The 24,214-nt window shown below is 37.2% G+C and carries 24 protein-coding genes, 1 tRNA gene and 1 other RNA gene; 16 read left to right on the top strand and 10 right to left on the bottom strand.

The genetic code is table 11. The features are described from left to right. Positions 1 to 46: 46 nt before the first annotated feature. Positions 47 to 358, bottom strand: coding sequence for a hypothetical protein (locus LK994_RS09120; protein ID WP_229759769.1), 312 nt, complete (start codon positions 356 to 358; stop codon positions 47 to 49). Between the two features lie 207 nt (positions 359 to 565). Next, positions 566 to 913 carry a HesB/IscA family protein gene (locus LK994_RS09115; protein ID WP_229759768.1) on the bottom strand — a complete coding sequence of 116 codons (348 nt, stop codon included), beginning with the start codon at positions 911 to 913 and terminating at the stop codon, positions 566 to 568. A gap of 180 nt (positions 914 to 1,093) precedes the next feature. On the opposite strand from LK994_RS09115, the gene LK994_RS09110 reads away from it, so the two are divergent. Both LK994_RS09110 and LK994_RS09105 read left to right on the top strand, forming a co-directional pair. Beyond that, complete coding sequence (locus LK994_RS09110) at positions 1,094 to 1,609, top strand: DUF7935 family protein (protein WP_229759767.1); 516 nt, start codon at positions 1,094 to 1,096, stop codon at positions 1,607 to 1,609. A 37-nt stretch (positions 1,610 to 1,646) separates the two neighbouring features. Next, positions 1,647 to 3,200: an acyl-CoA mutase large subunit family protein gene (locus LK994_RS09105; protein ID WP_229759766.1), complete on the top strand. Its 1,554-nt coding sequence runs from the start codon at positions 1,647 to 1,649 to the stop codon at positions 3,198 to 3,200. A gap of 67 nt (positions 3,201 to 3,267) precedes the next feature. Here LK994_RS09105 and LK994_RS09100 read toward each other — a convergent pair whose 3' ends face one another. The 4 genes from LK994_RS09100 to LK994_RS09085 form a co-directional block, all read right to left on the bottom strand. Next, the gene (locus LK994_RS09100; protein WP_229759765.1) at positions 3,268 to 3,972 is read right to left on the bottom strand and encodes a hypothetical protein; all 705 of its coding nucleotides are present in this window, start codon (positions 3,970 to 3,972) and stop codon (positions 3,268 to 3,270) included. 502 nt (positions 3,973 to 4,474) lie between these two features. Further along, positions 4,475 to 5,773: a radical SAM protein gene (locus LK994_RS09095; RefSeq protein ID WP_229759764.1), complete on the bottom strand. Its 1,299-nt coding sequence runs from the start codon at positions 5,771 to 5,773 to the stop codon at positions 4,475 to 4,477. Between the two features lie 25 nt (positions 5,774 to 5,798). Then, positions 5,799 to 6,329 (bottom strand): hypothetical protein, encoded by a 531-nt coding sequence (locus tag LK994_RS09090; protein ID WP_229759763.1) that lies wholly within the window; start codon positions 6,327 to 6,329, stop codon positions 5,799 to 5,801. Positions 6,330 to 6,340: 11 nt separating this feature from the next. Further along, a complete protein-coding gene (locus tag LK994_RS09085; protein ID WP_229759762.1) occupies positions 6,341 to 7,384 on the bottom strand; it encodes an arginase family protein in 1,044 nt (347 codons plus the stop codon). 105 nt (positions 7,385 to 7,489) lie between these two features. Between LK994_RS09085 and LK994_RS09080 the strand changes: the two genes are divergently transcribed. From LK994_RS09080 to LK994_RS09055, 6 genes are all read left to right on the top strand, one after another. Then, the gene (locus LK994_RS09080; protein ID WP_229759761.1) at positions 7,490 to 7,894 is read left to right on the top strand and encodes a cytochrome c maturation protein CcmE domain-containing protein; all 405 of its coding nucleotides are present in this window, start codon (positions 7,490 to 7,492) and stop codon (positions 7,892 to 7,894) included. A gap of 123 nt (positions 7,895 to 8,017) precedes the next feature. Beyond that, complete coding sequence (ccsA, locus tag LK994_RS09075; RefSeq protein ID WP_229759760.1) at positions 8,018 to 10,561, top strand: cytochrome c biogenesis protein CcsA; 2,544 nt, start codon at positions 8,018 to 8,020, stop codon at positions 10,559 to 10,561. Between the two features lie 93 nt (positions 10,562 to 10,654). Beyond that, positions 10,655 to 11,230 carry a DUF4294 domain-containing protein gene (locus LK994_RS09070; RefSeq protein WP_229759759.1) on the top strand — a complete coding sequence of 192 codons (576 nt, stop codon included), beginning with the start codon at positions 10,655 to 10,657 and terminating at the stop codon, positions 11,228 to 11,230. 109 nt (positions 11,231 to 11,339) lie between these two features. Next, positions 11,340 to 12,068 carry a bacillithiol biosynthesis deacetylase BshB1 gene (bshB1, locus tag LK994_RS09065; protein WP_229759758.1) on the top strand — a complete coding sequence of 243 codons (729 nt, stop codon included), beginning with the start codon at positions 11,340 to 11,342 and terminating at the stop codon, positions 12,066 to 12,068. 68 nt (positions 12,069 to 12,136) lie between these two features. Continuing rightward, positions 12,137 to 13,201, top strand: coding sequence for a fatty acid desaturase family protein (locus LK994_RS09060; RefSeq protein WP_229759757.1), 1,065 nt, complete (start codon positions 12,137 to 12,139; stop codon positions 13,199 to 13,201). 83 nt (positions 13,202 to 13,284) lie between these two features. Next, positions 13,285 to 13,695 (top strand): DUF1003 domain-containing protein, encoded by a 411-nt coding sequence (locus tag LK994_RS09055; protein WP_229759756.1) that lies wholly within the window; start codon positions 13,285 to 13,287, stop codon positions 13,693 to 13,695. A gap of 8 nt (positions 13,696 to 13,703) precedes the next feature. On the opposite strand, the gene LK994_RS09050 is transcribed toward LK994_RS09055, so the two are convergent. Next, complete coding sequence (locus LK994_RS09050; RefSeq protein ID WP_229759755.1) at positions 13,704 to 14,129, bottom strand: EamA family transporter; 426 nt, start codon at positions 14,127 to 14,129, stop codon at positions 13,704 to 13,706. A 108-nt stretch (positions 14,130 to 14,237) separates the two neighbouring features. Here LK994_RS09050 and LK994_RS09045 point away from each other — a divergent pair, with 108 nt between their 5' ends. Beyond that, the gene (locus LK994_RS09045; protein WP_229759754.1) at positions 14,238 to 15,887 is read left to right on the top strand and encodes a glutamine--tRNA ligase/YqeY domain fusion protein; all 1,650 of its coding nucleotides are present in this window, start codon (positions 14,238 to 14,240) and stop codon (positions 15,885 to 15,887) included. Position 15,888: 1 nt separating this feature from the next. Here LK994_RS09045 and LK994_RS09040 read toward each other — a convergent pair whose 3' ends face one another. Further along, the gene (locus tag LK994_RS09040; RefSeq protein ID WP_229759753.1) at positions 15,889 to 16,293 is read right to left on the bottom strand and encodes a hypothetical protein; all 405 of its coding nucleotides are present in this window, start codon (positions 16,291 to 16,293) and stop codon (positions 15,889 to 15,891) included. 184 nt (positions 16,294 to 16,477) lie between these two features. Here LK994_RS09040 and LK994_RS09035 point away from each other — a divergent pair, with 184 nt between their 5' ends. Then, a complete protein-coding gene (locus LK994_RS09035; RefSeq protein WP_229759752.1) occupies positions 16,478 to 17,800 on the top strand; it encodes a glycoside hydrolase family 140 protein in 1,323 nt (440 codons plus the stop codon). A gap of 38 nt (positions 17,801 to 17,838) precedes the next feature. On the opposite strand, the gene LK994_RS09030 is transcribed toward LK994_RS09035, so the two are convergent. After that, positions 17,839 to 17,909 (bottom strand) — tRNA-Cys (locus LK994_RS09030). 128 nt (positions 17,910 to 18,037) lie between these two features. Here LK994_RS09030 and LK994_RS09025 point away from each other — a divergent pair. From LK994_RS09025 to LK994_RS09005, 5 genes are all read left to right on the top strand, one after another. Further along, complete coding sequence (locus tag LK994_RS09025; RefSeq protein ID WP_229759751.1) at positions 18,038 to 18,919, top strand: nucleoside phosphorylase; 882 nt, start codon at positions 18,038 to 18,040, stop codon at positions 18,917 to 18,919. A 3-nt stretch (positions 18,920 to 18,922) separates the two neighbouring features. Then, on the top strand, positions 18,923 to 19,705 hold the full coding sequence (gene dapF / locus LK994_RS09020; RefSeq protein ID WP_229759750.1) for a diaminopimelate epimerase: 783 nt from the start codon (positions 18,923 to 18,925) through the stop codon (positions 19,703 to 19,705). 70 nt (positions 19,706 to 19,775) lie between these two features. Beyond that, positions 19,776 to 20,714: a magnesium transporter CorA family protein gene (locus LK994_RS09015; RefSeq protein WP_229759749.1), complete on the top strand. Its 939-nt coding sequence runs from the start codon at positions 19,776 to 19,778 to the stop codon at positions 20,712 to 20,714. Between the two features lie 6 nt (positions 20,715 to 20,720). Continuing rightward, the gene (locus LK994_RS09010) at positions 20,721 to 21,182 is read left to right on the top strand and encodes an NUDIX hydrolase (protein ID WP_229759748.1); all 462 of its coding nucleotides are present in this window, start codon (positions 20,721 to 20,723) and stop codon (positions 21,180 to 21,182) included. A 136-nt stretch (positions 21,183 to 21,318) separates the two neighbouring features. Then, positions 21,319 to 22,281: a c-type cytochrome gene (locus tag LK994_RS09005; protein ID WP_229759747.1), complete on the top strand. Its 963-nt coding sequence runs from the start codon at positions 21,319 to 21,321 to the stop codon at positions 22,279 to 22,281. 93 nt (positions 22,282 to 22,374) lie between these two features. Here LK994_RS09005 and rnpB read toward each other — a convergent pair. After that, positions 22,375 to 22,759, bottom strand: an RNA gene (gene rnpB, locus LK994_RS09000) — RNase P RNA component class A. Between the two features lie 108 nt (positions 22,760 to 22,867). Here rnpB and LK994_RS08995 point away from each other — a divergent pair. Beyond that, complete coding sequence (locus LK994_RS08995; protein ID WP_229759746.1) at positions 22,868 to 24,214, top strand: M20/M25/M40 family metallo-hydrolase; 1,347 nt, start codon at positions 22,868 to 22,870, stop codon at positions 24,212 to 24,214.

Raw genomic sequence — 24,214 nt, 5'->3', positions numbered from 1 at the left:
CCCGTAAATAATTACGGAGCTTTTTTAAACCACCTTATACCTATACTTAACTTTTTGTTTTTTCTTTATTTACCTTATAACGCTTGTCAGGAGTTCCATTCTTTTTCTTGGGTCCAACAGGTGCTGCTGCTGCCTGATTCTTGTTTTGCTTAAACCTCATATCCGGAGTTCCATCAGCTTTTGTCAAGGGAGCCTTTTTAGGCGTTTCAGTTTTTTTAATTTTAAGCACTTTAGCAGACGTCGCATCTCCTTTAACCAGTTTTGAACTGGTGGGTTTAGCTGCTGCAGGTGTTTTTTGAGCAACCGCTATGCTACCCAAACCTAAGAACATGCACATGGCAATAAAAACTTTTTTCATGACTATATTTTTTATGGTTAAAAATGTAGTATGAAGCTAATCGGAAAAAACATTTCGATTGGTTAGCCATTCGTTAATGAATATATGATTAACAATTATTAACAACCGACCCAATCCATCCACACCTCTCAAACCATTAATAAAGGCAATAAAAAACCGCCTGAAAGAAAATTTTACAGGCGGTATATCATACATTTTTACTCTACATTATACTGCAAAAGAAGTCCCACATCCGCAAGTCTTACTTGCATTCGGGTTATTAAATGTAAATCCTCGTGAATTTAATCCACCTTGCCAATCAACCTCCATCCCGGTTAAATAAATACCATGAGATTTTTCCATAATACATGGTATTCCTTCTATTTCAAATTGCTGGTCTTTTTCTGTAGGAACATCAAATCCCAATACATAGGTCATACCGCTACACCCTCCTCCTTTTACACCTACACGTAAAAGATTTTTGACATCAAACCCCTCTTCACTCATCAAACGTTTGATCTCGTTTACTGCACTGGCAGTAAAACTTACCGGAACTGTTGCTGTTAATGTTTCCATACTCTCTTGATTTATAATGCAAAGGTAAAATAATTTACTGCCATTCTGCTACCGGTCTTTTTCGAAAGCAGGAAATTTTAACACACAAAAGCCTACCCCCTTCTATATAGCGCAACTCAAACTTCTGCCTTCAGCTTTATTTCTAAACGATTAATAACCTTATTTTTGTAAAAAACAGTTATGCTTTTATTTGAAGTTAGTTTTCAGGAAGTTACAGGTATTGCCATAGTATTTATAATTGGCATGATCGTTTATCTATTGATGGAATTAAAAACGATCAGAAGAGAGTTGAAAGCCAAACAACCTGCGGCAAATAACAGCCTTTTACCTTTACAGGCCTACGAACGTCTTTCTTTATTGACAGACAGGATAACATTAAAAAACCTGGTAACAAGAATGCATGCTGCCGGATATACCGCAGAAGAGTTAAAAGCCGGATTAACACAATCCATCAGGGAAGAATACGAACATAATATCACACAGCAAATTTATGTAAACCCCGAAGTGTGGAAGGCTGTAACCAATTTAAAAGAGCAAAATATTTATATCATCAATCAGTTGGCTACCGCTTTGCCGCCACAAGCCCCTGCTGTAGAATTAAGCAAATTGATCCTCGAATATTCCAGTGGTACTAATGCAGAATTAAGTTCAATTGTTTTAGATGCCATACAATTCGAAGTAAAAAAAATTATATAATTGACCTCCGACAACAGACGACAGACAACTGTAATCTATGAGTGAAGAAAAAAAAATATTTACTGATTCGGGGATTGAGATAAAGGAAGTTTATACTACAGCTCCTTCGGCAATTGAAAAACCCGGTGAGTTTCCTTTCACAAGAGGTATACAACAGGATATGTACAGAGGTAAACTCTGGACCATGCGCCAATATGCAGGATTCAGCACAGCAGAGGAAAGCAATAAACGGTATCATTATTTATTATCTCAGGGCGTTAGTGGCTTAAGTGTAGCATTTGATTTACCAACTCAAATAGGATATGATAGCGACCATGAGTTGTCTGATGGCGAAGTGGGTAAGGTTGGTGTGGCAATTGATTCTATCGAAGATATGGAGCGACTTTTTGAAGGGATCCAGTTAGAGAATGTTTCTACATCAATGACCATCAATGCCACAGGATTTATCTTATTGGCATTATATGTTGCGTTAGCAAAAAAACAGGGTGCCGATCTTAACAAGATAAACGGCACTATACAGAATGATATTTTAAAAGAATATGCAGCAAGGGGCACTTATATCTATCCACCTAAAGCATCTATGCGTATTATCACAGATGTATTTGAATGGTGTGCCAAAGATCTGCCAAAATGGAATACTATTTCCATTTCTGGGTATCATATCAGGGAAGCAGGTAGTACTGCCGTACAGGAAATCGCTTTTACACTAGCTAACGGAAAAGCATATGTGCAAGCTGCTCTTGACAAAGGAATGAATATAAATGTTTTTGGCAAACGTCTCTCTTTCTTTTTTAATGCTCACAATAATTTATTTGAAGAAATAGCCAAATTCAGAGCCGCCAGAAGAATGTGGGCAAAAATAATGAAAGACCTTGGTGCTAGCGATGCCAAATCGATGATGCTTCGTTTTCATGCACAAACAGGCGGCGCCACACTTACTGCACAGCAACCATTAAACAATGTTGCAAGAGTAACTATACAAACATTAGCAGCCGTATTGGGCGGCACACAAAGTTTACATACCAATGGATATGATGAAGCACTGAGTCTGCCAACAGAAGAAGCAGCAAGAATTGCGTTACGTACACAACAGATCGTAGCATTTGAAAGTGGTGCTCCCGATACAGTCGACCCATTGGCAGGCAGTTATTTCGTAGAAACGCTTACCAATGAAGTAGAAAAGGAAGCATGGAAATTGATTGAAAAGATCGATGCCATGGGTGGCAGTGTAAGCGCCATTGAACAACACTTTATTCAGAACGAAATTGCCAAAAGCGCTTATGAGTATCAACGGCAAATTGAATGTGGCGAAAAAATAATTGTTGGCGTAAATAAGTTTCAGATTAACGAAGAGAATAAAGTTCCGGGTTTTAAAATTGATGACAGTATACGTTTGGTACAATCGGACAAATTAAAAGCATTAAAAGCGAAACGTAATAGCGAAAAAGTCAATGCCTGTTTATCAGCAATAAGAGATGCAGCAAACTCTACTACTAACCTGATGCCATTGGTAATTGATGCGGTGGAAAATTATTGCACCCTTGGAGAAATTGCTGATGAGTTGAGAAAAGTATTCGGAGAATATAAATAGTTTTATAAGAGAGCACATTGTATTTAAAAATCTTCCGGGTGTTCTTTGTGATTGCTCTGTGAATTTTTTACTTCATCTCCTCTTTTACTTTTTTCCCATTCCGATAAATGTAAATAAAATAAGTAGCCTGCATATTGGGAAACTGATACTGTAATTTGTTTTTTATTTTTTCATATACTCGTGTTTGAGGATATGCTGGCGCATACATTTCTTTAAATGCCCATTTGCGAACATTTATCAAAAGAGATTCTTTATCACAAGGTGTTTGTGAGGTATCACAATATTGATTCAAAGGATTATTTATATCCCTCTTCATACAGATATACATATCTGTAGGCCGACTGCTAAATAAACTAAAAGATAAAAAGAAATCCCATCTTCCAAACAAACTAAATATGGGCATAACACCTAGAAGTATCACCATCGGTATATTTCTGTATAATTTTAATGGAGCTGTAATGAATTCAATGTTGTTATTTTTAACAGTGAAGAATATGAGATACCCAAGCATTGATAAATTCCAAGGCCATATTATATGATCATAATTTAATCCGACAGGACCAAAAACACCCAATATGATAATATGCATTACAATCAGCAATATCAAAGAGACTTTTCGAAAACGTTTAATCAACAACCCTATACCTAAAGCAACTTCTATCATCCCCAATAAATACCCGGAATAATAAACATTTGCCTGATATATGACAGCATTGCTTACCCCAAAAGTTTTTGACAGCAGTAAATTACACCATATAGATCGTATGAACATTGGATTTAATTTCCCGACACCACTATAAAAATATACTGCTGCCAGCAAAAAAATCATCAGTGAAATAATATGCTTTTCGTTTTTTCGATTTAATAAGACGATCAGTATTGTAAATATGTATTGGTACTCCCAGGGTTGCCAGCGATTTTGATCAAGAATACAACTCAGTACCTCAAAAACTATAATACCGATTTGAAATACCTTTTTATCAGGAAAGAACAATAACAAGAATAAGCATATCAGCGATAATATAAACAGGGACCAGTGCACTAAGGAAGGGGCCACTAAAAAGTCAAAAGCAGGAACAAGTGGAAACAATCTATCTGATAACCATAAACGACAACAAATTATTTTGGCTATAAGCCAGAATAAACAAGTGATCCTTATCAACCAGCCAGTTAGTTGATTTGCATTAAGTATAGATGGTGGCATCATAAAATGTTGCCTCAAATGTAGAAAGTTTTATCCATTGAGAAACTGATTAAGATCATTGAGGATCAGACTAATGAGCAAAGTCCGTTTCGAAATTTCCTTTGATCCTTTCTATAGATGGATTAAAATAACCAAATTTTACATCAGGGAACTCTTCGTGTATCAGTTCCATAAATTGTTTTACGCCCATGCACTCTCCCGTTTCTGTTACGCCAATCTTACCCAGATACCAATCAGGATCAATATTAAAATTGCGCCATTGGATCATACACAGATCTGTTTCTCTGATAAGTTTACGCAGCGCTTCATACTCTTCAACACTATCAGTCATACCAGGAAAAACAAAATAATTTAGACTGGTCCAGCCGCCATAACTTCTGACAACCTTCAGACTTTCTATCAGATCAGCAAATACATAATTATTCGGACGATAGTACGGAGTATAAATATGTTCCCTTGCAGAATTCAAACTCACCCTCATGCTATTCAATCCTGCTTCACACAATGCTTTTACTGCATCGGGTTTACTGCCATTGGTATTTATATTGATGCTTCCTTTCGATGTATGTTTTCTTATTTCTATAATACTGTCTCTGATGGTTTCCCACATCAACAAAGGCTCTCCTTCACAACCCTGGCCAAAGCTGATCAGCGGAAAAGGCGCCGTTTCCAAATGAGGCACAGTAAACTCTACGATCTCTTCCGGGGTAGGCCTAAACGTTAGTCTATCTTGTGTACTCACAATTGTTTCATCCTGCGGCTGAAAACTGATACAGCCGATACAGTTGGCATTACATGCAGGAGATGAAGGCACCGGGCACTCCCATCTGCCTAAAGCCAGATTTCTTGCAGCTGGGCAGGTATAGGTCATGCAACAGTTTTCCATTAAATGCTTCACCAATCTGTTATGCGGATAGGTCTTTAATAAATGCTCGGTTCCCGTCTCAATTTTTTCATCATCATATCCGGCACACTCTTGCCTGATATCCTGTTCAATTCTTACAGCAGGCACATAAAACTTTCCATCTAACCATCCCGTAGCAGTATAACAAAACAAAGGCAGTGTAGGCGCATCCTCACTGGTTTCATAAGCAGCCATATATAAACCGGTATGTGCCGGCGGAATGAAAGCCGCCACTGCCCAGCCTTTTTCACACAAACGCATCTCTCCCGTCTCTACGTCAATACCGATCCCTCTTCTGCCAGGCAATTCATACAAATTACCTCCATCTGGCAGATCTATCCATTCATCAACAGGGATAGGCAATGCATCCCAACCAGTGCGTCCTGTTACATACAGGGAAGTATCTTCGAAAATATTTCCTTCGCCGTCCGAGTAAAGTATGTATGGTGATTCTGTTACTATCATAATTTATGAATATGTTTACTGTAATCTACAGCCTGGTTTGTAATTGCGTTGAGCAGAATTGATTAAAAGCCCTCTCATCTAAATCAACACCTATGCTATTGACTTCTGATTGTGAAAAATGATTGTTTGTATAATCGATCGTCAATAATCCATCTTTCAACACTACATGTTGAATATCCTTCCAGCTAAATACTTTTTCATTTAAAGGTTTAATAAACCTTATACCGCTGCTATCTATATCAACTCTTGTTTCTTTGTGCAAAAATCTTTCTAACAACCAATGCAGTACTAACACTAAAGCAAAATAAGGTGATTGAGTTATGAAACAAAGTAACACAATACCAATGATCAATAAAATGAATGCTGTGATCTGTAGTTTCTTCCTGATAGCATTCACAAAAATTGAAACCGCAATCAACAACGCCCCTGCTATTATTCCGAGAATACCATATTCCTGCGATTGAACAAAAGCTGCTGTAGCTGCCACTGCAAAGATTGCACGTACGATCACAATATCTACATTACTTTTATTGGTTTTGATAAGGAATGAATACACTGATAATATGTTTACTCGTTACTTGTCATCAACAGATTGCAGAGATCAAACAAAACCCTTGCTCCCACTTTCTCATCCCATTCGTTAGTGCTGATACCGATCTCATTTAAATTAAAACCAATGATTTTTCTGCCGCTTTTCAACACACTATTACACAGATAAAATATCTGTGCTGCTTCAAAACCGCCATAAACCGGAGTACTTGTGTTAGGGCAAAGCTTTGGATCCAACCCATCAATATCATAAGAAAGTACTACTTTATCCGGTAAAAAAGAAACGATCTCATCCACTATTGATTTCCAGCTTTCTCCTTCAGCAATTCTGTTCTTTATAGAAACATCTAAATAAGTAGTCACTCTTCCATTACTGTTGGCAATATAATCCCACTCAGCTTCGCAAAAATCTCTGATGCCCACCTGTACAATTTTATTGATGTCTGAAATTTCTTCCAATGCATTGTACATCGCTGATGCATGAGAATACATAAATCCTTCGTAGGCCTTACGCATAGAACAATGTGCATCTATTTGCAAAATACCAAAACCGCCATGTTTCCCTGCAAGCGCTTTATAATATCCCAATGAGGTACTGAGATCACCACCAAGTATGCCTACTAATTTATCCTGTGCAAACAGGTCATTCGTATTTTCATACACCCAGTTATTTAACATCAAACTACCTGCGTTGATCTCTTTGATGGTTTTACACATGAATTTATTCTCCAGCAATACACCTCCGTCTGTAATGTAGTTAATGTAGAGTTCGGCCTCTTTTCTCAAATAATCACTTTTGAGTAATATCTTTTTATCCGGGGATGGCATGTAGTAGCCTTTACGCCATTTATCTTTCAATGTCGGATCAAATAATTCTACCAACAGACTGGATCGGAAGATATGTTCAGGAGCTCTGGCTGTGCCTTCATGGCGACTTACAGTAACCTCCCAGGGAACAGGCAGGATTATAAGTTTAGCGTCCTCTTTTGTAAAGGGTAAACCAAATATATTATTATTGGGATTACTTACCGCATTAGGGTCAAATAGTGATAAATCTGTCATTAGTACTGTAAAAGAAATACAAATATAATAAATGTAAAAAAGGTACAACAAATCTCTTTCTAACACTGTTTTGAGCTAACTTTGCAGCGAAAAATAAATCAGGTCATGAAACGTACACATATTGTCATTTTAGTAGCGATTGCTATAGCCATCGGGGGACTTTTAATGCTTTCTGCAGACTTCTCTACTTATGATACTATTTCTTCTGCCAAACAAAAACAGGGTAAATATGTACATCTTATTGCCAAACTGGATAAATCAGTTCCATTAGATTATGACCCTGCAAAAAATCCCAATTATTTGTCTTTTACAGCTGTTGACAGCTTGGGGGGCAGCACCAAAGTAGTGTACCACAATACTAAACCTACTGAATTAGAGCACAGTGAAAGAATTGTTTTAAAAGGCAAAATGCAGGGAGAGGTTTTTGAATGCAGCGAAATTTTGTTAAAATGTCCAAGCAAATATAAAGACGATAAAAAGCAGTTAGAAAAAGCAGCAACGACGAATTAATCGTTCATAAAGGCTTAACGTTTAAAACATTTAATGTTTCATAAACCTTTGATAACCTTTTCAGCTCATTAAATCCTTAAACGTTTTAAACATTAAACGTACCAAACCTTTTAAAAACATATTATGCAATTTGAAGGAGAACACTTGTGGCTTGGAGAACTCGGGCACTTTTTTGTATTATTGGCATTTACTTCTTCCCTACTGTCCGCTATTGCATATTTTATTGCTTCCCGTAAAGAAGATATTGCAGAAAAATTTTCGTGGATCCGTTTCGCCAGAGTTAGTTTTCTGATACAAACCGCATCAGTATTAACTGTTTTCGGGTGCATCTTTTACATCTGCGCCAATCATTATCTTGAATACTTTTACGCCTATAAACACACTTCCAAAGAACTGGAATTCAAATACCTGCTTGCATGTATCTGGGAAGACCAGGGAGGTAGTTTTTTATTATGGTCTATCTGGCATTGTATACTTGGTATCTTTCTTATTAAAAAAACAAAAGAATGGGAAGCCCCGGTGATGACTATTGTAAGTCTTGCCCAGGTATTTTTAGCAATGATGATAATGGGTGTTTATTTGCTTGGGACAAAAATTGGCAACAGCCCGTTTGTGTTGACAAGAAATGAGATCAACGGTCCAATTTTCAGCCGGCCAGATTATTTAACACTAATCAAGGATGGAATTGGATTAAATGTTTTACTGCGTAACTACTGGATGGTGATCCATCCCCCTGTGTTATTCTTAGGCTTTGCTTCTACCATTATTCCTTTTGCATTTGCGTATGCAGGAATACAAACCAAACGTTTTGGCGACTGGGTAAAACCTGCATTACCATATGCTTTATTCAGTGCCTGTATTTTAGGGGTAGGTATAATGATGGGGGGTAAATGGGCTTACGAATCACTATCTTTTGGAGGTTACTGGGCTTGGGACCCCGTAGAAAATGCCTCCTTGGTTCCATGGTTGATCCTGGTAGCAGGATTACACACCATGGTCGTTTATAAAGCTACCAGTCATTCATTGAGAGCCAGTTATCTTTTTGCTATTTTAACCTTTGTATTTATTCTGTATTCAACCTTTTTAACCCGTACAGGGATTTTAGGAGATACATCCGTTCATGCTTTTACTGAAGCAGGTAATGCAATGAATAATTTGATAAAAACCTTTTTATGGTTCTTTACAATAGGCGGACTCGGTTTATTTTTTATTCATTATAAAAAAATACCGGCAGTTCATACAGAGGAAAAAACCAACTCCAGAGAATTCTGGATGTTTATTGGTTCTTTGGTATTTTTCCTATCAGCTATCTTCATTATCGGACTAACTTCATTACCGGTTTATAATAAGATCCCTTATCTAAAAGATCTTATCATAAAAATAAACGGTGGTCCACTTGCACTTCCGGAAGACCCCGAATTCGCTTATAACAAAGTAATGGTAATGGTTGCTATTATCATTGGTGTTTTAAGTGCTATCACCCAATATTTCAAATACAAAAACTCAGCTCCAGGTGGTGTACTTAAAAAAATAGCAATACCTACATTGATTGCAGCGTTACTGACCGTTGCTATTACATTCATCTATCCGATTACTTACTACAAACAAGGTTATGGTTATTTAGGAGCTATTTACCTTGCCCTATTCGCTACCACCTACTCCATAATTGCCAACGCAGCATATATATGGAGTGGCTTAAATGGCAAAATGAAAGGAGCCGGTGGCTCTGTTGCTCATCTTGGTTTTGCATTGATGATCGCAGGTATGTTGATCTCTGCCGGTAACAAGAAAGTGATCAGTGAGGACAAGTTTAAAGATTTTATTATCCCGATGGGTATAGATCCGTTAACCAAACAACAGGATAACCCGGCAGAAAACATGAACCTGATCCGCCAGGTTTCTACAAAGATGGGGCCATACGAGGTTACTTATCTGCATGACAGTGTTGGAAAAGAAAGTAACAGACGTTTTTATAATTTATTGTTTGTAAGAAAAGATGCTGCCACTAAAAAGATACAAGAGTCATTTATCCTTAATCCTGATGTATACCTGATGAAGGATAATAACATGAGCAGTAATCCGGATACAAAAAATTACTTTACACATGATGTATTCACTTATATCTCTTATGCGTTAAATCCTGACAAAAACGTTGATACCGCTCAATTTAAACTCAACGAGATCAACGAAGGAGATACTATGTTCTATTCAAAAGGATATTTAGTATTGAACAAAGTGATAAAAAATCCTGAAAGAAATAAATTCAATATTCCTTCAAATGGCGCCACCCTTTTAGCTGATATCACTGTTGTAAATAAAGACAGTTCCAGATACGCTTCTACCCCAATGATAATGGTAGACAGCCTGGGAATTTCTCAAATTGACGATACGGTATATGCTCAAAATCTTTTTGTAAAATTCGCCGGAGTTACAGAGAACAGAAAAATAAAAATTGGCATCAAGGAGTCGGACAAAATGATCGACTTTGTAACCATAAAAGCGTATATCTTCCCTTATATTAATTTAGTCTGGATAGGATTAATATTGATGGCTGTAGGATTTATAATGAGCATGTTAAAAAGGACTAATATTACAGGAAGACTCTATACCATCGCATTGGTACTCACTATTTCGGCGCTATTTTATATGTTTTTACTGGCTAATTGATTTTAACAACATTATACAAATGTATTTTGTAGATTTATGTTACAGATGAGCAAACCCGTTTTACATAAATTCATACCTGTACTGTTTTTTGTAATGCTTCTGATTACAAAAGCCGATAGATGTTTTGCCCAGCAATTATCTAATGATACGATACGCACCTACGCCATAATTTACGAAGGTGATACCATTACAGCCAGAGTGCTGGATACGGTAAAAAAATTTGCGATATACAATGAGGCCCAGTTAAGTGCAAGAGCTAAGTGGACAAGACTTCGTAATGCTATCTATGTTACTTACCCCTATGCAAAGCGTGCCGGAGTTGTAATGAATGACGTTAATGCTCATCTGGTTCACATTATTGATCGAGAAGATCGCAGGGCGTATATAAAATCAAGAGAAAAAGAATTAAGAAAAGATTTTACCGAACCACTAACCAACTTATCAGTTTACCAGGGCAAAGTATTGATGAAATTGATCAAAAGGCAAACGGGCAATAATTGCTACGAAATAATCAAAGAATATAAAGGCGGATTTACCGCACGTTTCTACCAAACTGTAGCTTTTTTCTTTGGCAGTGACCTAAAGCAGCCTTACGACAAAGATGGAAATGATAAAGAGATGGAAGCTATTGTAAAGGAAGTAGCAAGAATGTTTGGAGATAAAAGTTAGTTTGTAGTTATTGGCGTATTCTTCTTTAAATCCCCTTTACTATTTGCAAATAAACTAAGGACTGAAAACTAAACACTAAAAACTAAGAACCAAAACTAAGCACTAAAACATGAAGTTAGACATACTGGCATTTGCCGTTCACCCTGATGACGCAGAACTTGGTTGTGGCGGCACGTTACTTACAGAAAAACTGCAGGGAAAAAGAACCGGAATCATTGATCTTACACAAGGCGAATTAGGCACACGGGGCACTATCGAAACAAGAATGGCTGAATCAGCTAATGCTACTGAGCTATTAAAACTGGATATCAGGGATAATCTTTGCATGGCTGATGGATTTTTTATCAATGATGAAGTACATCAGCGCATGATAATCACCGCTATCAGAAAATACAAACCTGAGATCGTTTTATGTAACGCCCCTGAAGACAGACATCCTGATCATGGAAGGAGCGCCGAGTTAGTATCTGATGCCGCTTTTTTATCCGGGTTAAGAAAAATTGAGACCTTTTATGATGATCAACCTCAAGAAGCTTGGCGTCCTAAATATGTTTTTAATTACATCCAGGATAGGTACCTGCATCCTGATTTCGTAATAGATGTCACAGATGTATTTGAACAAAAAATAGAAGCAGTAAAGGCATATAATACACAGTTTTATAATCCTGACCTGAATGAACCTCAAACCTATATTTCTTCGCCGGACTTTTTAGATAGTGTTATTTTCAGAGCAAAGATGTTTGGCAAAATGATAGGAGTAAAATATGCCGAAGGATATATTAGTAAAAAAATGATAGGTTTTAACAGTTTTGATGCATTTATTAAGCAAAATACCTGATCAGTGCATAAACAAAACCCAAAAAAACGCAATTTTTGGCGTACCTTGCGGCCTATTAATGTAACGATATGGCAACTCCAAAATTCATCAACAATACCAATTTCCAACAAGATCTCAAGAAAAGGGTGAACCAGTATTTTGCTGATAGAAAAAAAGCCAGCACAGGTAATTTTAATCTTTATTCTAAAGCTATTTTCTTCTCATTATCTTATGTAGCACTATATATTCACCTGGTTTATTTTACCCCATCAATATCGTTAGCAATTATCGAATGTATTTTACTTGGCTGTTTTACTGCAGCTATTGGTTTTAATGTGATGCATGATGGCGGACATGGCAGTTTCAGCAAATACAAAATTATTAATCAATTGGCTGCATTGTCTGTAAATTTCCTGGGAGCCAGCAGTATTATGTGGAATACAAAACATAATATCATTCACCATACATATACCAATATTGACGGTATTGATGATGATATTGAAGCCAAACCATGGCTTCGTCTTTGCGAAACACAAAAAAGATATAAAGCCCACAAATTCCAACATTTATATTTTTGGGTACTCTATTCATTCCTTCACATTCTTTGGATATTTTTAACCGATTATCAAAAATATTTCAAGAGAAAGATCGGCTCTGTTCCTTTACGTAGCCTTACCACCAGAGAGCATATTTCTTTTTGGGCAGCAAAGATCGGATACATCGCTTTCTTTGTTGTAATACCAATTATCAAAGTAGGATTTTTGTATTGGTTAGTAGGATTTTTGATTGCCACCATGGTAACAGGACTATTGATCAGTATTGTTTTTCAATTAGCGCATACGGTAGAACATACACATTTTCCGATGCCGACAGATGAAAATAAAATAGAGAATGACTGGGCTATTCACCAGATACAAACCACTGCAAATTTTGCTACTAAAAACAAATTAATATCCTGGCTGGTAGGAGGATTAAATTTTCAGGTAGAACATCACCTGTTCCCTAAAATTTCCCATGTTCACTACCCGGCTATTAGTAAAATAATTAGAAAAACGTGTGAAGAGTACGGATTACAATACATTGAATACAAAAAAATGCGTCATGCAATTGTATCCCATGTTTCTTACCTGAAAAAATTAGGACAAGCAGATTGAGTAAAATAAAATGATATCGAAAAAGGTTTTTGTTTTAACAACAAAAACCTTTTTTTATGTACCTTACTAATAAAATTAAAAGCATGGAAAACACCTGGCACGATAAGCATTCGGAAACATTAACTCCCGGGGCAAAAATAGCAGATTGGGTCGCTAAGGGCATGGGCTCATGGAAGTTCATTATATGGCAAACAGTTGTTGTGGTAATATGGATGTTCTTTAACATCATTGCTTATGTTAACCATTGGGATCCTTACCCATTCATTCTTTTAAATCTGATCTTTTCTACACAGGCAGCTTATGCAGCTCCTATCATTATGATGTCGCAAAACAGACAATCAGAAAGGGACAGGATACAAGCACAGCAAGACTATGATACCAATATCGCAGCAAAAAAAGAAATAGAAGCCTTGCAAATTCAATTAAGCAAAATAGAAACGGAAAAATTAGATAGGATCATTGCATTACTTGAAAAGACGAGCCCTACAATTTAACGAGTAAATTATTTCCACCAAACCAATACTATCATCCCGGCAAATATCAATCCACCTCCTATCAATATTTTTGGCGTTACCGGTTCTTTCAAAAAGATAAAGGACAATAGAAATACAAAAACAATACTTCCTTTATCTATGGCGCTTACTTCAGATACTTTACCCAATTGCAAAGCCCTGTAATAAAACAACCAGGAGAGCCCGGTTGCTATAGCAGACAAACTAAGAAAAAGCCAATTGCTTTTTGATAGAGTAACTATCTCTCCCACTTTACCTCTGAAGAAAACAATCCCCCAGGTAATAAACAAGATAATAGCTGTGCGTATAGCTGTTGCCAGGTCTGAGTTGACGTCCTTTAAACCGGCTTTTGCAAACAACGCTGTTAATGCTGCAAACAGCGCTGATAACAAAGCATATACTACCCACTGAGCCATACAATTTATTTATTTACATGTTGAAATTATACATAATTCCCTAAACTTGCATATCAGTAACTGATAATACATCATCTTGCCGTAAATTTGCTACACAATTAAAAAATGATGTCGGAAGAAAAAAGCTTGAACTTTATTGAGGAAATAATTGAAGAGGATCTTAAGAACGGTATACACAAAAGTATTCTTACCCGCTTTCCACCCGAACCTAATGGCTATTTACATATAGGGCATGCCAAAAGCATTTGCCTGAATTTTGGATTGGGTTTAAAATATGGTGGCAAAACCAACCTACGTTTTGATGACACCAACCCCGTTACTGAAGAAACCGAATATGTAGACAGCATTAAAGAAGATATTCGCTGGCTGGGATTTAATTGGGCTAACGAACATTATGCCAGTGATTATTTCGATACTTTATATGAATATGCCATTACACTTATCAACAAAGGAATGGCTTATGTAGATGATAGCTCAGCCGAACAAATTGCCGCTTTGAAAGGCACGCCAACCGAACCGGGCAAGGACAGCCCATTCAGAAGCAGATCTATTGAAGAAAACCTTCAGTTATTTACCCAGATGAAAGAGGGCAAATTTAAAGACGGCGAAAAAGTATTAAGAGCTAAGATAGACATGGCTGCGGTTAATATGCACATGAGAGATCCTATCATCTATCGTATCAAACATGCAGATCACCACCGTACAGGAAGTAAATGGTGCATCTACCCTATGTATGATTTTGCACATGGGCAAAGTGATAGCATCGAAAATATTACGCATAGTATCTGTACACTGGAATTTATTCCACACAGAGAATTATACAATTGGTTTATTGACCAATTAGGTATCTTCCCATCTAAACAATATGAATTTGCCCGTTTGAACATGACCTATACGGTAATGAGCAAACGTAAATTACTGCAACTGGTAAATGAAAAATATGTTTCGGGCTGGGATGACCCTCGTATGCCAACACTAAGCGGTATGCGTAGAAGAGGTTTCACACCTGAAAGCATTCGTAATTTTTGCGAAAAGATCGGTGTGGCCAAAAGAGAAAATCTAATTGATTTCAGTCTCCTTGAATTCTGTTTAAGAGAAGACCTTAATAAATATGCCCTTCGGGTAATGACAGTGCTTGATCCTGTAAAATTGATCATTACGAATTATCCCGATGGTCAATCTGAAGACCTGATCAGTGAAAATGGGCCGGATGAGGCATATGGCACCAGGGTTGTTCCGTTCAGTAAAGAGTTGTGGATAGAAAGAGAAGACTTTATGGAGGTGCCTGCAAAAAAATATTTCAGATTAGCTCCCGGAGCAATGGTACGTTTAAAAAGCGCCTACATCATCAAATGCGAAGGTTTTGAAAAAGATGCTGATGGCAATATCACAGAAATACATTGCACCTATATTCCTGAAAGTAAAAGCGGACATGATACCAGCGGCATTAATGTAAAAGGTACTATTCATTGGGTAAGTGTGCCACATGCAATCAATGCAGAAATTCGTTTGTACGACAGATTGCTACAAGCTGAGAATCCTGCTGCAGAGGAAGGCGATTTTAAGGACTATATCAATCCCGATTCATTACAGGTAATCACCAACGCTTACGCTGAGCCATCTTTAAAAAAAGCTACTATTGATAAGCGTTATCAATTTATCCGAAAAGGGTATTTCTGCCTTGATAAAGATACTACTGCCGACAAATTAGTATTCAACAGAACCGTTACATTAAAAGACACCTGGACCAAAAAATAAATTACGATTTATTTTTTGGCTCCAATTTTAAATGAGGGAAGATAGCGGCAATCATCATTACTACAGATGAAATGATCATCAGGTATACCCCCGTTTTTTTTTCAGGGCAGTATGCATTATAGCAGGATGTAAACAGTACATACGATTTGATAGCATAACCAACACATAAAGCACATAAAAAAAGATTCGTTCTTTTTGCCCACACTTTCGGCACCAACATCAATACAAAAACAATAACGGATATCAATATCAACAACTTTCCCGGTCTACCATAGTTATTGTTATAAGAGTATAGGCCGGTAAAAGCTTCATGCAGATCTGCATAAAAAGCCCAGGGCATAAAACAGGAAACAATTAAGGCAAGGCAAGCGGCTAATCCGAGCCAATGTAAGGTTTTGGGGATCATAAAAATATTTAAGCTATTCAATTGCGAAGGTAAGGTTTTATTACTTGTCCGGATACGCAATCAATTACACTAATGGTGGATTTTAAGCCGCTAAATACAATAATAATTTTACTACATTTATTCTATGTTTAAAAAAGCATTTGCCATAACAAGTCTCTTCATTTCTCTATTTTCAAACGCTCAAATGCCACCTCTTAAAATATCTTCCTCTAACAGATATTTTATTACTGCGGATGGCAAGCCATTTTTTTGGTTAGGAGATACCGGCTGGATGCTGTTTTTAAAATGCACCAGAGAAGAAGCAATTGAATACTTGGATAAAAGAAAAGCACATGGATTTAATGTAATACAGGTAATGGTTTTACACGATTTGAAAGAAGATAAAAATATTTATGGAGATTCTTTATTTATCGACCTGAATGTATCAAAACCGAAAATTACCGAAGGAAATAACTTCTTAAACAAAGCAGAGTATGATTACTGGGATCATGTGGAATATATTGTTGACGAAGCGGCCAAACGAAACATGTATATGGCATTGGTACCCGTTTGGGGCAGTAATGTAAAAAGCAAATGGGTGAATGAAGAGCAAGTTGTAACCTATGCTTCTTTTTTAGCGGAGAGATTTAAAAACAAATCAAATATTATTTGGGTAAATGGTGGTGATCTGAAAGGCAGCATTGGCATAGAAGTTTGGAATGCATTAGGTAAAACCTTGCATGAAAAAGATCCCGGCCACCTGATAAGTTTTCATCCACGTGGCAGACATACATCTTCATTATGGTTTCATAACCAGGACTGGCTAGCATTCAATATGATCCAAAGCGGACATAAAGATTACCAACAAGATACCAGTGCAAGTGATATTTTTCATTATGGTGAAGATAACTGGTGTTATATCGATAATGATTATGCCCTCTCTCCCGTTAAACCAACCATGGATGCCGAACCTTCTTACGAAAACATTCCGCATGGATTACATGATAGTATGCAACCACGATGGACAGATGCCGACCTGAGACGTTATGCCTATTGGAGTGTTTTTGCCGGTGGTGCCGGATTTACTTATGGAGAAAATGCTGTAATGCAATTTCATTCACCGAATGATAAATCAGGCAGCTATGGTGTAGATCATTATTGGAAAGAGGGTTTAAATGCAAAAGGCGCTGCACAGATGCAGTATCTAAAAAAATTATTACTCTCAAAAAATTACCTGGAAAGAATACCTGACCAAGCCTTAGTAGCTGATCAGGAAAAACGATACAATTATTTAGCAGCAACACGAGGGAATGACTATGCATTTGTATACACTTACACCGGGAGAAAAATGAAGATCTATTTAGGAAAATGTAAAGGCAGCAAAATAAAATGTTCCTGGTACAACCCTCGGAATGGACAATATAAACTGATCGGAATATTTCCTAATACTGGAGTAAAAACATTTACCCCTCCGGGAAAAGAAAAGAACGGAAATGATTGGGTGCTGGTGATGGAATCGATAAAATAATAAAAGCCCTCTATCAGATAGAGGGCTTTTACATTCAGAGGTCCCGAGCGGATTCGAACCGCTGTGGAAGCTTTTGCAGAGCTCTGCCTAGCCACTCGGCCACAGGACCATTATTTATTAAGAGCTTAGCTTGCTCTTCTATCTACCAATGACTGATAAAGAGCCATTTAGTTTTTTAGAGTTGCAAAAATAAGGTATTTTTATGCATAATTAATTTCTTCATACAAAAATTGCTATATGAATCGTATTGCAGAATCAGAATTGATCATCACCAACCGGGGAGCTATCTATCATTTGGATTGCCGTCCCGAAGAAATTGCCCATACTATCATTACTGTTGGAGACCCTGACAGGGTAAAAGAAGTGAGTAAACATTTCGATAAAATTGAATATAAAAATCAACATCGTGAGTTTATTACCCATACCGGATATATTGGTAAAAAGAGAATTAGCTGCATGAGTACCGGTATCGGACCCGATAATATAGATATCGCTTTAAATGAGGCAGATGCCCTGGTTAATATTGATTTTGAGACAAGAACGGTAAAAGAAAAGCTTACTCAACTCAATATCATCAGATTTGGCACTTGCGGCTCTTTACAAAGACATGTGCCGGTAGATACTTTTGTTGCAGGTACTCATGGGCTAGGATTGGATAATGTGCTGCATTATTATCGTTTGGAAAACAATACAGAAGAAAAAGAATTACTACAGGCATTTAATACACATACACAGTTAGGTTCAGGTCCGGTATCTCCATATATCACTGGAGCCAGTGGAAATTTATTAAAGCTTTTTGTAAATAATTATCATCAGGGCATTACAGTAACTTGTCCTGGTTTTTACGGACCACAAGGCAGGATTTTAAGACTAGGTCTTGCCTACCCAGGTTTGATAGACAAACTAACTTCATTCGAATTCGGCAATCATCATATTGCAAATTTCGAAATGGAATCAAGTGCGATCTACGGTTTGAGTAAATGTCTTGGACACAATGCTGTTAGTTTAAATGTGATTGTGGCCAATCGTGTTGCAAAAGAATTTTCAAAAGATGGCGGAGCCGCTGTAGAAAATTTAATTAAACATTCTTTAGGCGTTATTGCCGATTCTAATTTATAATAAATGAAAGCGGAGTTTTTTAAATATCAAGGCACCGGGAACGACTTTGTTATTTTCAACAATATGAATGGACAGATACCTGCTTTAACTGTAAAACAGGTAAACCGTTTATGCGACAGAAAATTTGGCATTGGCGCCGATGGCCTTATGCTATTGAGTAAAAAAGAAGGGTACGATTTTGAAATGATCTATTACAATGCTGATGGAAATGAAAGCAGTATGTGCGGCAATGGAGGCAGATGCCTCGTAAAGTTTGCATACCATCAGGGAATACACAGGGAAGAATACAAATTCATCGCTATTGACGGCGAACACGATGCAGAGATTGACACTAACGGAATTGTAAGTTTAAAAATGAAAGATGTTGATCATGTTGAACAGGGTGCTGACCATGCTGTATTGAATACAGGTTCTCCTCACTACATTAAATTCTCTTCTAATGTAAAAGATACAGATGTAGTAGGAATTGGCCGGGCTATCCGCTACAGCAATACTTATGGGGCCGAAGGTATTAATGTGAATTTTGTTGAAACAATTGATAATGACACCATCTATGTTCGCACATACGAAAGAGGTGTTGAAGACGAAACACTGAGCTGTGGTACCGGCGTAACTGCTGCCGCCTTGGTTTCTGCACATAATGATAACGGCTTCAACCAAGTTGAAGTAGAAACACCCGGAGGTCATTTAAGTGTTGAGTTTGACAAACTGGATGATAATCATTTTGAAAACATCTGGCTTTGTGGACCTGCGGAATTTGTTTTTAAAGGTGAAGTGGAATTATGAATGGAGCGTTAAAATAAAAGCTATCATTTCTAGCACATCGTAAATCGTACATCTTACATCGTAAATTATAATGATTCAATATTTTAAAAACCTCGATAGTAAAACAGTAGAAATTGACAAGCCCGAAGTTGGTGCCTGGGTGAATGTTTTGCCTCCGCTTAAACAAGAGGAATTTACAGAACTAAGCGAATCATTAGAGATACCATTAGATTTTTTAAAAGATTCATTAGATATTGATGAACGCAGCAGATATGAAATTGACGACAACGTAAAGTTGATCGTAATAAAAACTCCGACCGAAAACAATTCTTTTAACGAAAGTGATGCGTTTTATATTACTATTCCAATTTGTATCATTCTAACGCATAATCAAATTGTAACAGTAAATTCTTTTGAGAATGAAGCCATCAAGAAATTTTTGAACACTTTTCAAAACCGTCATCCTGACAAACGAAATATGATGGTGTTGAAAATTTTTGAAAAGGTAACAACAAATTTTCAGGACTACCTGAAAGAAATAAATTTACGCAGAAATACACTGGAGCAAAAACTGTACGATGCCAACAGAAACGAAGAGTTGCTGCAATTGATGAGAATACAAAAAAGCTTGGTTTACCTCAGTACAGCCTTAAGAAGTAATGAATTGTTGATGATGAAAATGGCCCGTACTAATTTTTTGCAACTAAATGAGGAGGAAAAAGATTTTCTCGACGATTTGATCGTAGAAACCAGCCAGGCATTGGAAACAGCCAACACCTACACCAATATCCTCAGCAGTACACTCGATGCATTCGCCAGCATCATCAGTAATAATCAGAATGAGGTTTTAAAAAGATTGACAACATTAACTATCTTCCTGAGTATCCCTGTATTAATTGCAAGTATCTACGGGATGAATGTGCCCATTCCTTACAAAGACACTCACCTGGCATTTTGGTTACCGGTAATTATTTCTCTTATCATATTAATTTACGTTGTTGCTAACTACTGGAAAAGCAAAAAAAAATAATTGCAGATGATCACGCTACGTGTTTATGGAATTTTACTAAATGAAGCCAGGCAAGTATTGGTAAGTGATGAATTTATTCGTGGAAATTATTTCACGAAATTTCCTGGCGGTGGTTTAGAGTTTGGCGAAGGAACCAGAGATTGCTTAAAAAGAGAATTTCTGGAAGAGATGAATTTAGCCGTAGAAGTTGGTGATCATATTTACACTACTGATTACTACCAGATGAGCGCCTTTAATAATCAACAACAAATAATCTCCATTTATTATTTTGCTAAAGCACTGGAACCGATTACTGTTCCATTAAGAGAAACTCCTTTTGATTTTGATGAACAGCAACTGAAAGTATATGCAGAAATACAACAAACCGAAACATTCCGTTTTGTTGATTGGGAAAATTTTTCAGATGAATCCGTTAGTTTACCGATCGATAAGATCGTAGCTAAAATGATAAAAACAAAACAATTTTAACCTCTCCCCCTATTTATATTTCTGATTATTTTAATATGCTCCTTTAGCAGAAAAAAAATCTGACAACTATTTCTTTAAAAATTAGTAGAATTCAGAAAAAATTATTTTCTTGTCAGATAAACCAAAAACCTCATCTATGCTAAAGAAGATTTTTAAATGGCTGGGCATTATTTTGCTGTTTGCAATTATAGGCCTGGCAATAACAGTATCGCTTCGACAGAATGTAAAATACACTGCCCCCTACCCCGATATTCATGCATCAACAGATAGTGCTGTAATTGCCCGTGGCAAGTACTTGGTTTATGGTCCTGCACATTGTGCAGATTGCCATGGGCCGGCGGGAACTGAAGAACAGGTAAATGCAGGAGCTGAAGTACCATTATCAGGCGGGAAATTTTTTCCGATACCTCCGGGTAATATTTATGTAAGAAATATTACTCCGGATGCAACAGGCATCGGCAACTATAAAGATGAAGAAATAGCCCGTTCATTGCGTTTTGGCGTTGGCGTTGATGGCAGAGCAATATTTGATTTTATGCCATTTCATAATACAAGTGACGACGATCTTACCGCCATCATTTCTTATTTACGTACAACCAAACCCGTTAGTAATATTGTTCCTAAGAGCGAATACACGTTACTAGGCAAAATATTGAAAGCATTGGTAATTAAACCTGTTGGTCCCACAGGAGATGTACCTAAATCTGTAAAACCCGATTCTTCTGTTGAGTATGGAAAATATCTAGCTACAAGCGTAGCTAACTGCCGGGGTTGTCATACAGAAAGAGATCTAAAGACCGGAGCTTTTATAGGACCAGATTATGCCGGTGGATTTGTCTTGGAATCTCCTGTAGATCCAAAATATGTTTTCCATACACCAAATATTTCTCCTGATCAGAAAACAGGACATATTTACGACTGGACAGAAGATATGTTCCTCGCTCGTTTCAGAAAAGGTAAATTGATCCCACAATCTCCAATGCCCTGGGGGCCGTTCAGCAGAATGAATGACATGGAGATAAAAGCCATTTACCGCTATCTGAAAACAGTCACTCCCGTAGAAAGGAAAATTGAAAAAATATTAGTAGTAAATAAATAATTGCGACGATTGAAATTAGTGTTGTATGATTAACCAAGAGAGTTTCAAACAAAAGGTCACACCAGATGGTGTGACCTTTGTAATTTTTTAAAAAGAAACTATCAGCCTGTAAGCCGGATTCTGTTTTCTCCGCAGAAGCGGAGTCAGGTCATCATTTATCTGGCTGCAACATTACTGTTACAATCTTGCTGCCTACCCTTCAACTTGAACGAGCCGCTCTTTACCGATAAAATCGGAACGCTGATATACGTGGCATTACAGCACACAAGGTTTACCCGATGATATGGTTACCCATACTACCTGTGAGCTCTTACCTCACATTTTCACCCTTATCCCCAACTAGTTGGGGACGGTAATTTTCTGTGGCACTTTCTTCCCCAACTAGTTGGAGACCGGCCATTAACCGGTGTGTTGCTCTTTGCTGTCCGGACTTTCCTCCCTTTCGATAAATCGAAAGAACGATAACCCGGCTGATAGCACAACAAAGGTAGTTCATATTTTTTTGTACCGTTGCAACCAAAATATCCGCCACAAATACAAAGAATACAATCCCGTTTTCTTAGTATATTTAGATTCAATCTTTTTTATGAAGCCATTGATCGTAATACTATTGATCGTAATTAACAGCAACTTATTTTCGCAAACTATAATAGACCGTGATCCCTTCATTGAAAAAATGATAAAAGAAGTGTCGGCAGACTCTTTACAATCTTACATAAAAACATTGGTATCATTTGGTACTCGTAATACATTGAGCACACAAAATAGCCCCATACGTGGTATTGGTGCAGCACGTAAATGGGTACTGAGCAAATTTGCTGCTATGGCAAAACAATCAAATGGAAGATTAACAGCCATGATCGATACTACCACCCTTCTTCCTGACGGAAAAAGAGTAGACAGAGAAATTATATTAGGTAATGTTGTGGCTATGCTTAAAGGCACTGACCCAAATGATAGCAGGATTTTCATCATCAGTGGCCATTTAGATAATATGCGTGGGAGCCCCACCGATAGTACAGGAGATGCCCCCGGTGCAAATGACGATGGAAGCGGAACTGCTGCAGTAATAGAATGTGCAAGAGTGATGAGCAAATACGAATTTTCTGCAACGGTCATCTTTGTTGCTGTGAGTGGTGAAGAACAAGGGTTGCTTGGCTCTTCCTTTATGAGTGAAAAGGCGAAAAGAGAAAATTGGAATATTGAGGCGGTTCTCAATAATGATATCATAGGCAGTAATAATAACAATGAAACCAATATCATTAATAATACAAAGGTTCGTGTTTTCAGCGAAGGATTACCTGCTTATGAAACAGAAAAAAATGCTAAACAAATCAGAAATCTTGGCTTAGAAAATGATGGCAAAGCCAGACAACTGGCTCGTTATGTAAAAGAAATTGGTGAACGATATGTAGACAATTTACAAGTTGTAATGATCTATCGCAATGATCGGTTTCTTCGTGGCGGCGACCATTTACCTTATGTAGAAAAAGGATATGCAGCAGTACGTATTACAGAGATGAATGAAAATTTCACCCGGCAACACCAGGATGTAAGAACTGAGAATACAATCCACTACGGAGATCTTCCTGAATATATCGATTATGAATACCTCAGAAAAAACACTTGTCTCAATTTAGCTACTCTTGCCAGTTTAGCCAAGGCAGCATCCATGCCAGAAACTGTAAAAATGGAAGTAAAAAAATTAACCAATTATACCAACCTTCAATGGCAGGCGCCCAGGTATGGAAAGGTAAAAGGTTATTTTATACTGATAAGAGAAACGACTGAAGCTTACTGGCAGAAAAAAATATTTACTACCGCAAACAGCATTTCGTTACCATATTCAAAAGACAACTATTTCTTTGCAGTTCAATCTGTAAATGAATCAGGAAACGAAAGTATCCCTGTTGTACCGATGCCGGACAGATAA

This window comes from Ferruginibacter lapsinanis, from assembly GCF_020783315.1.
Lineage (GTDB): Bacteria > Bacteroidota > Bacteroidia > Chitinophagales > Chitinophagaceae > Ferruginibacter > Ferruginibacter lapsinanis.
This window is presented reverse-complemented; position numbering and strand designations above follow the sequence as displayed.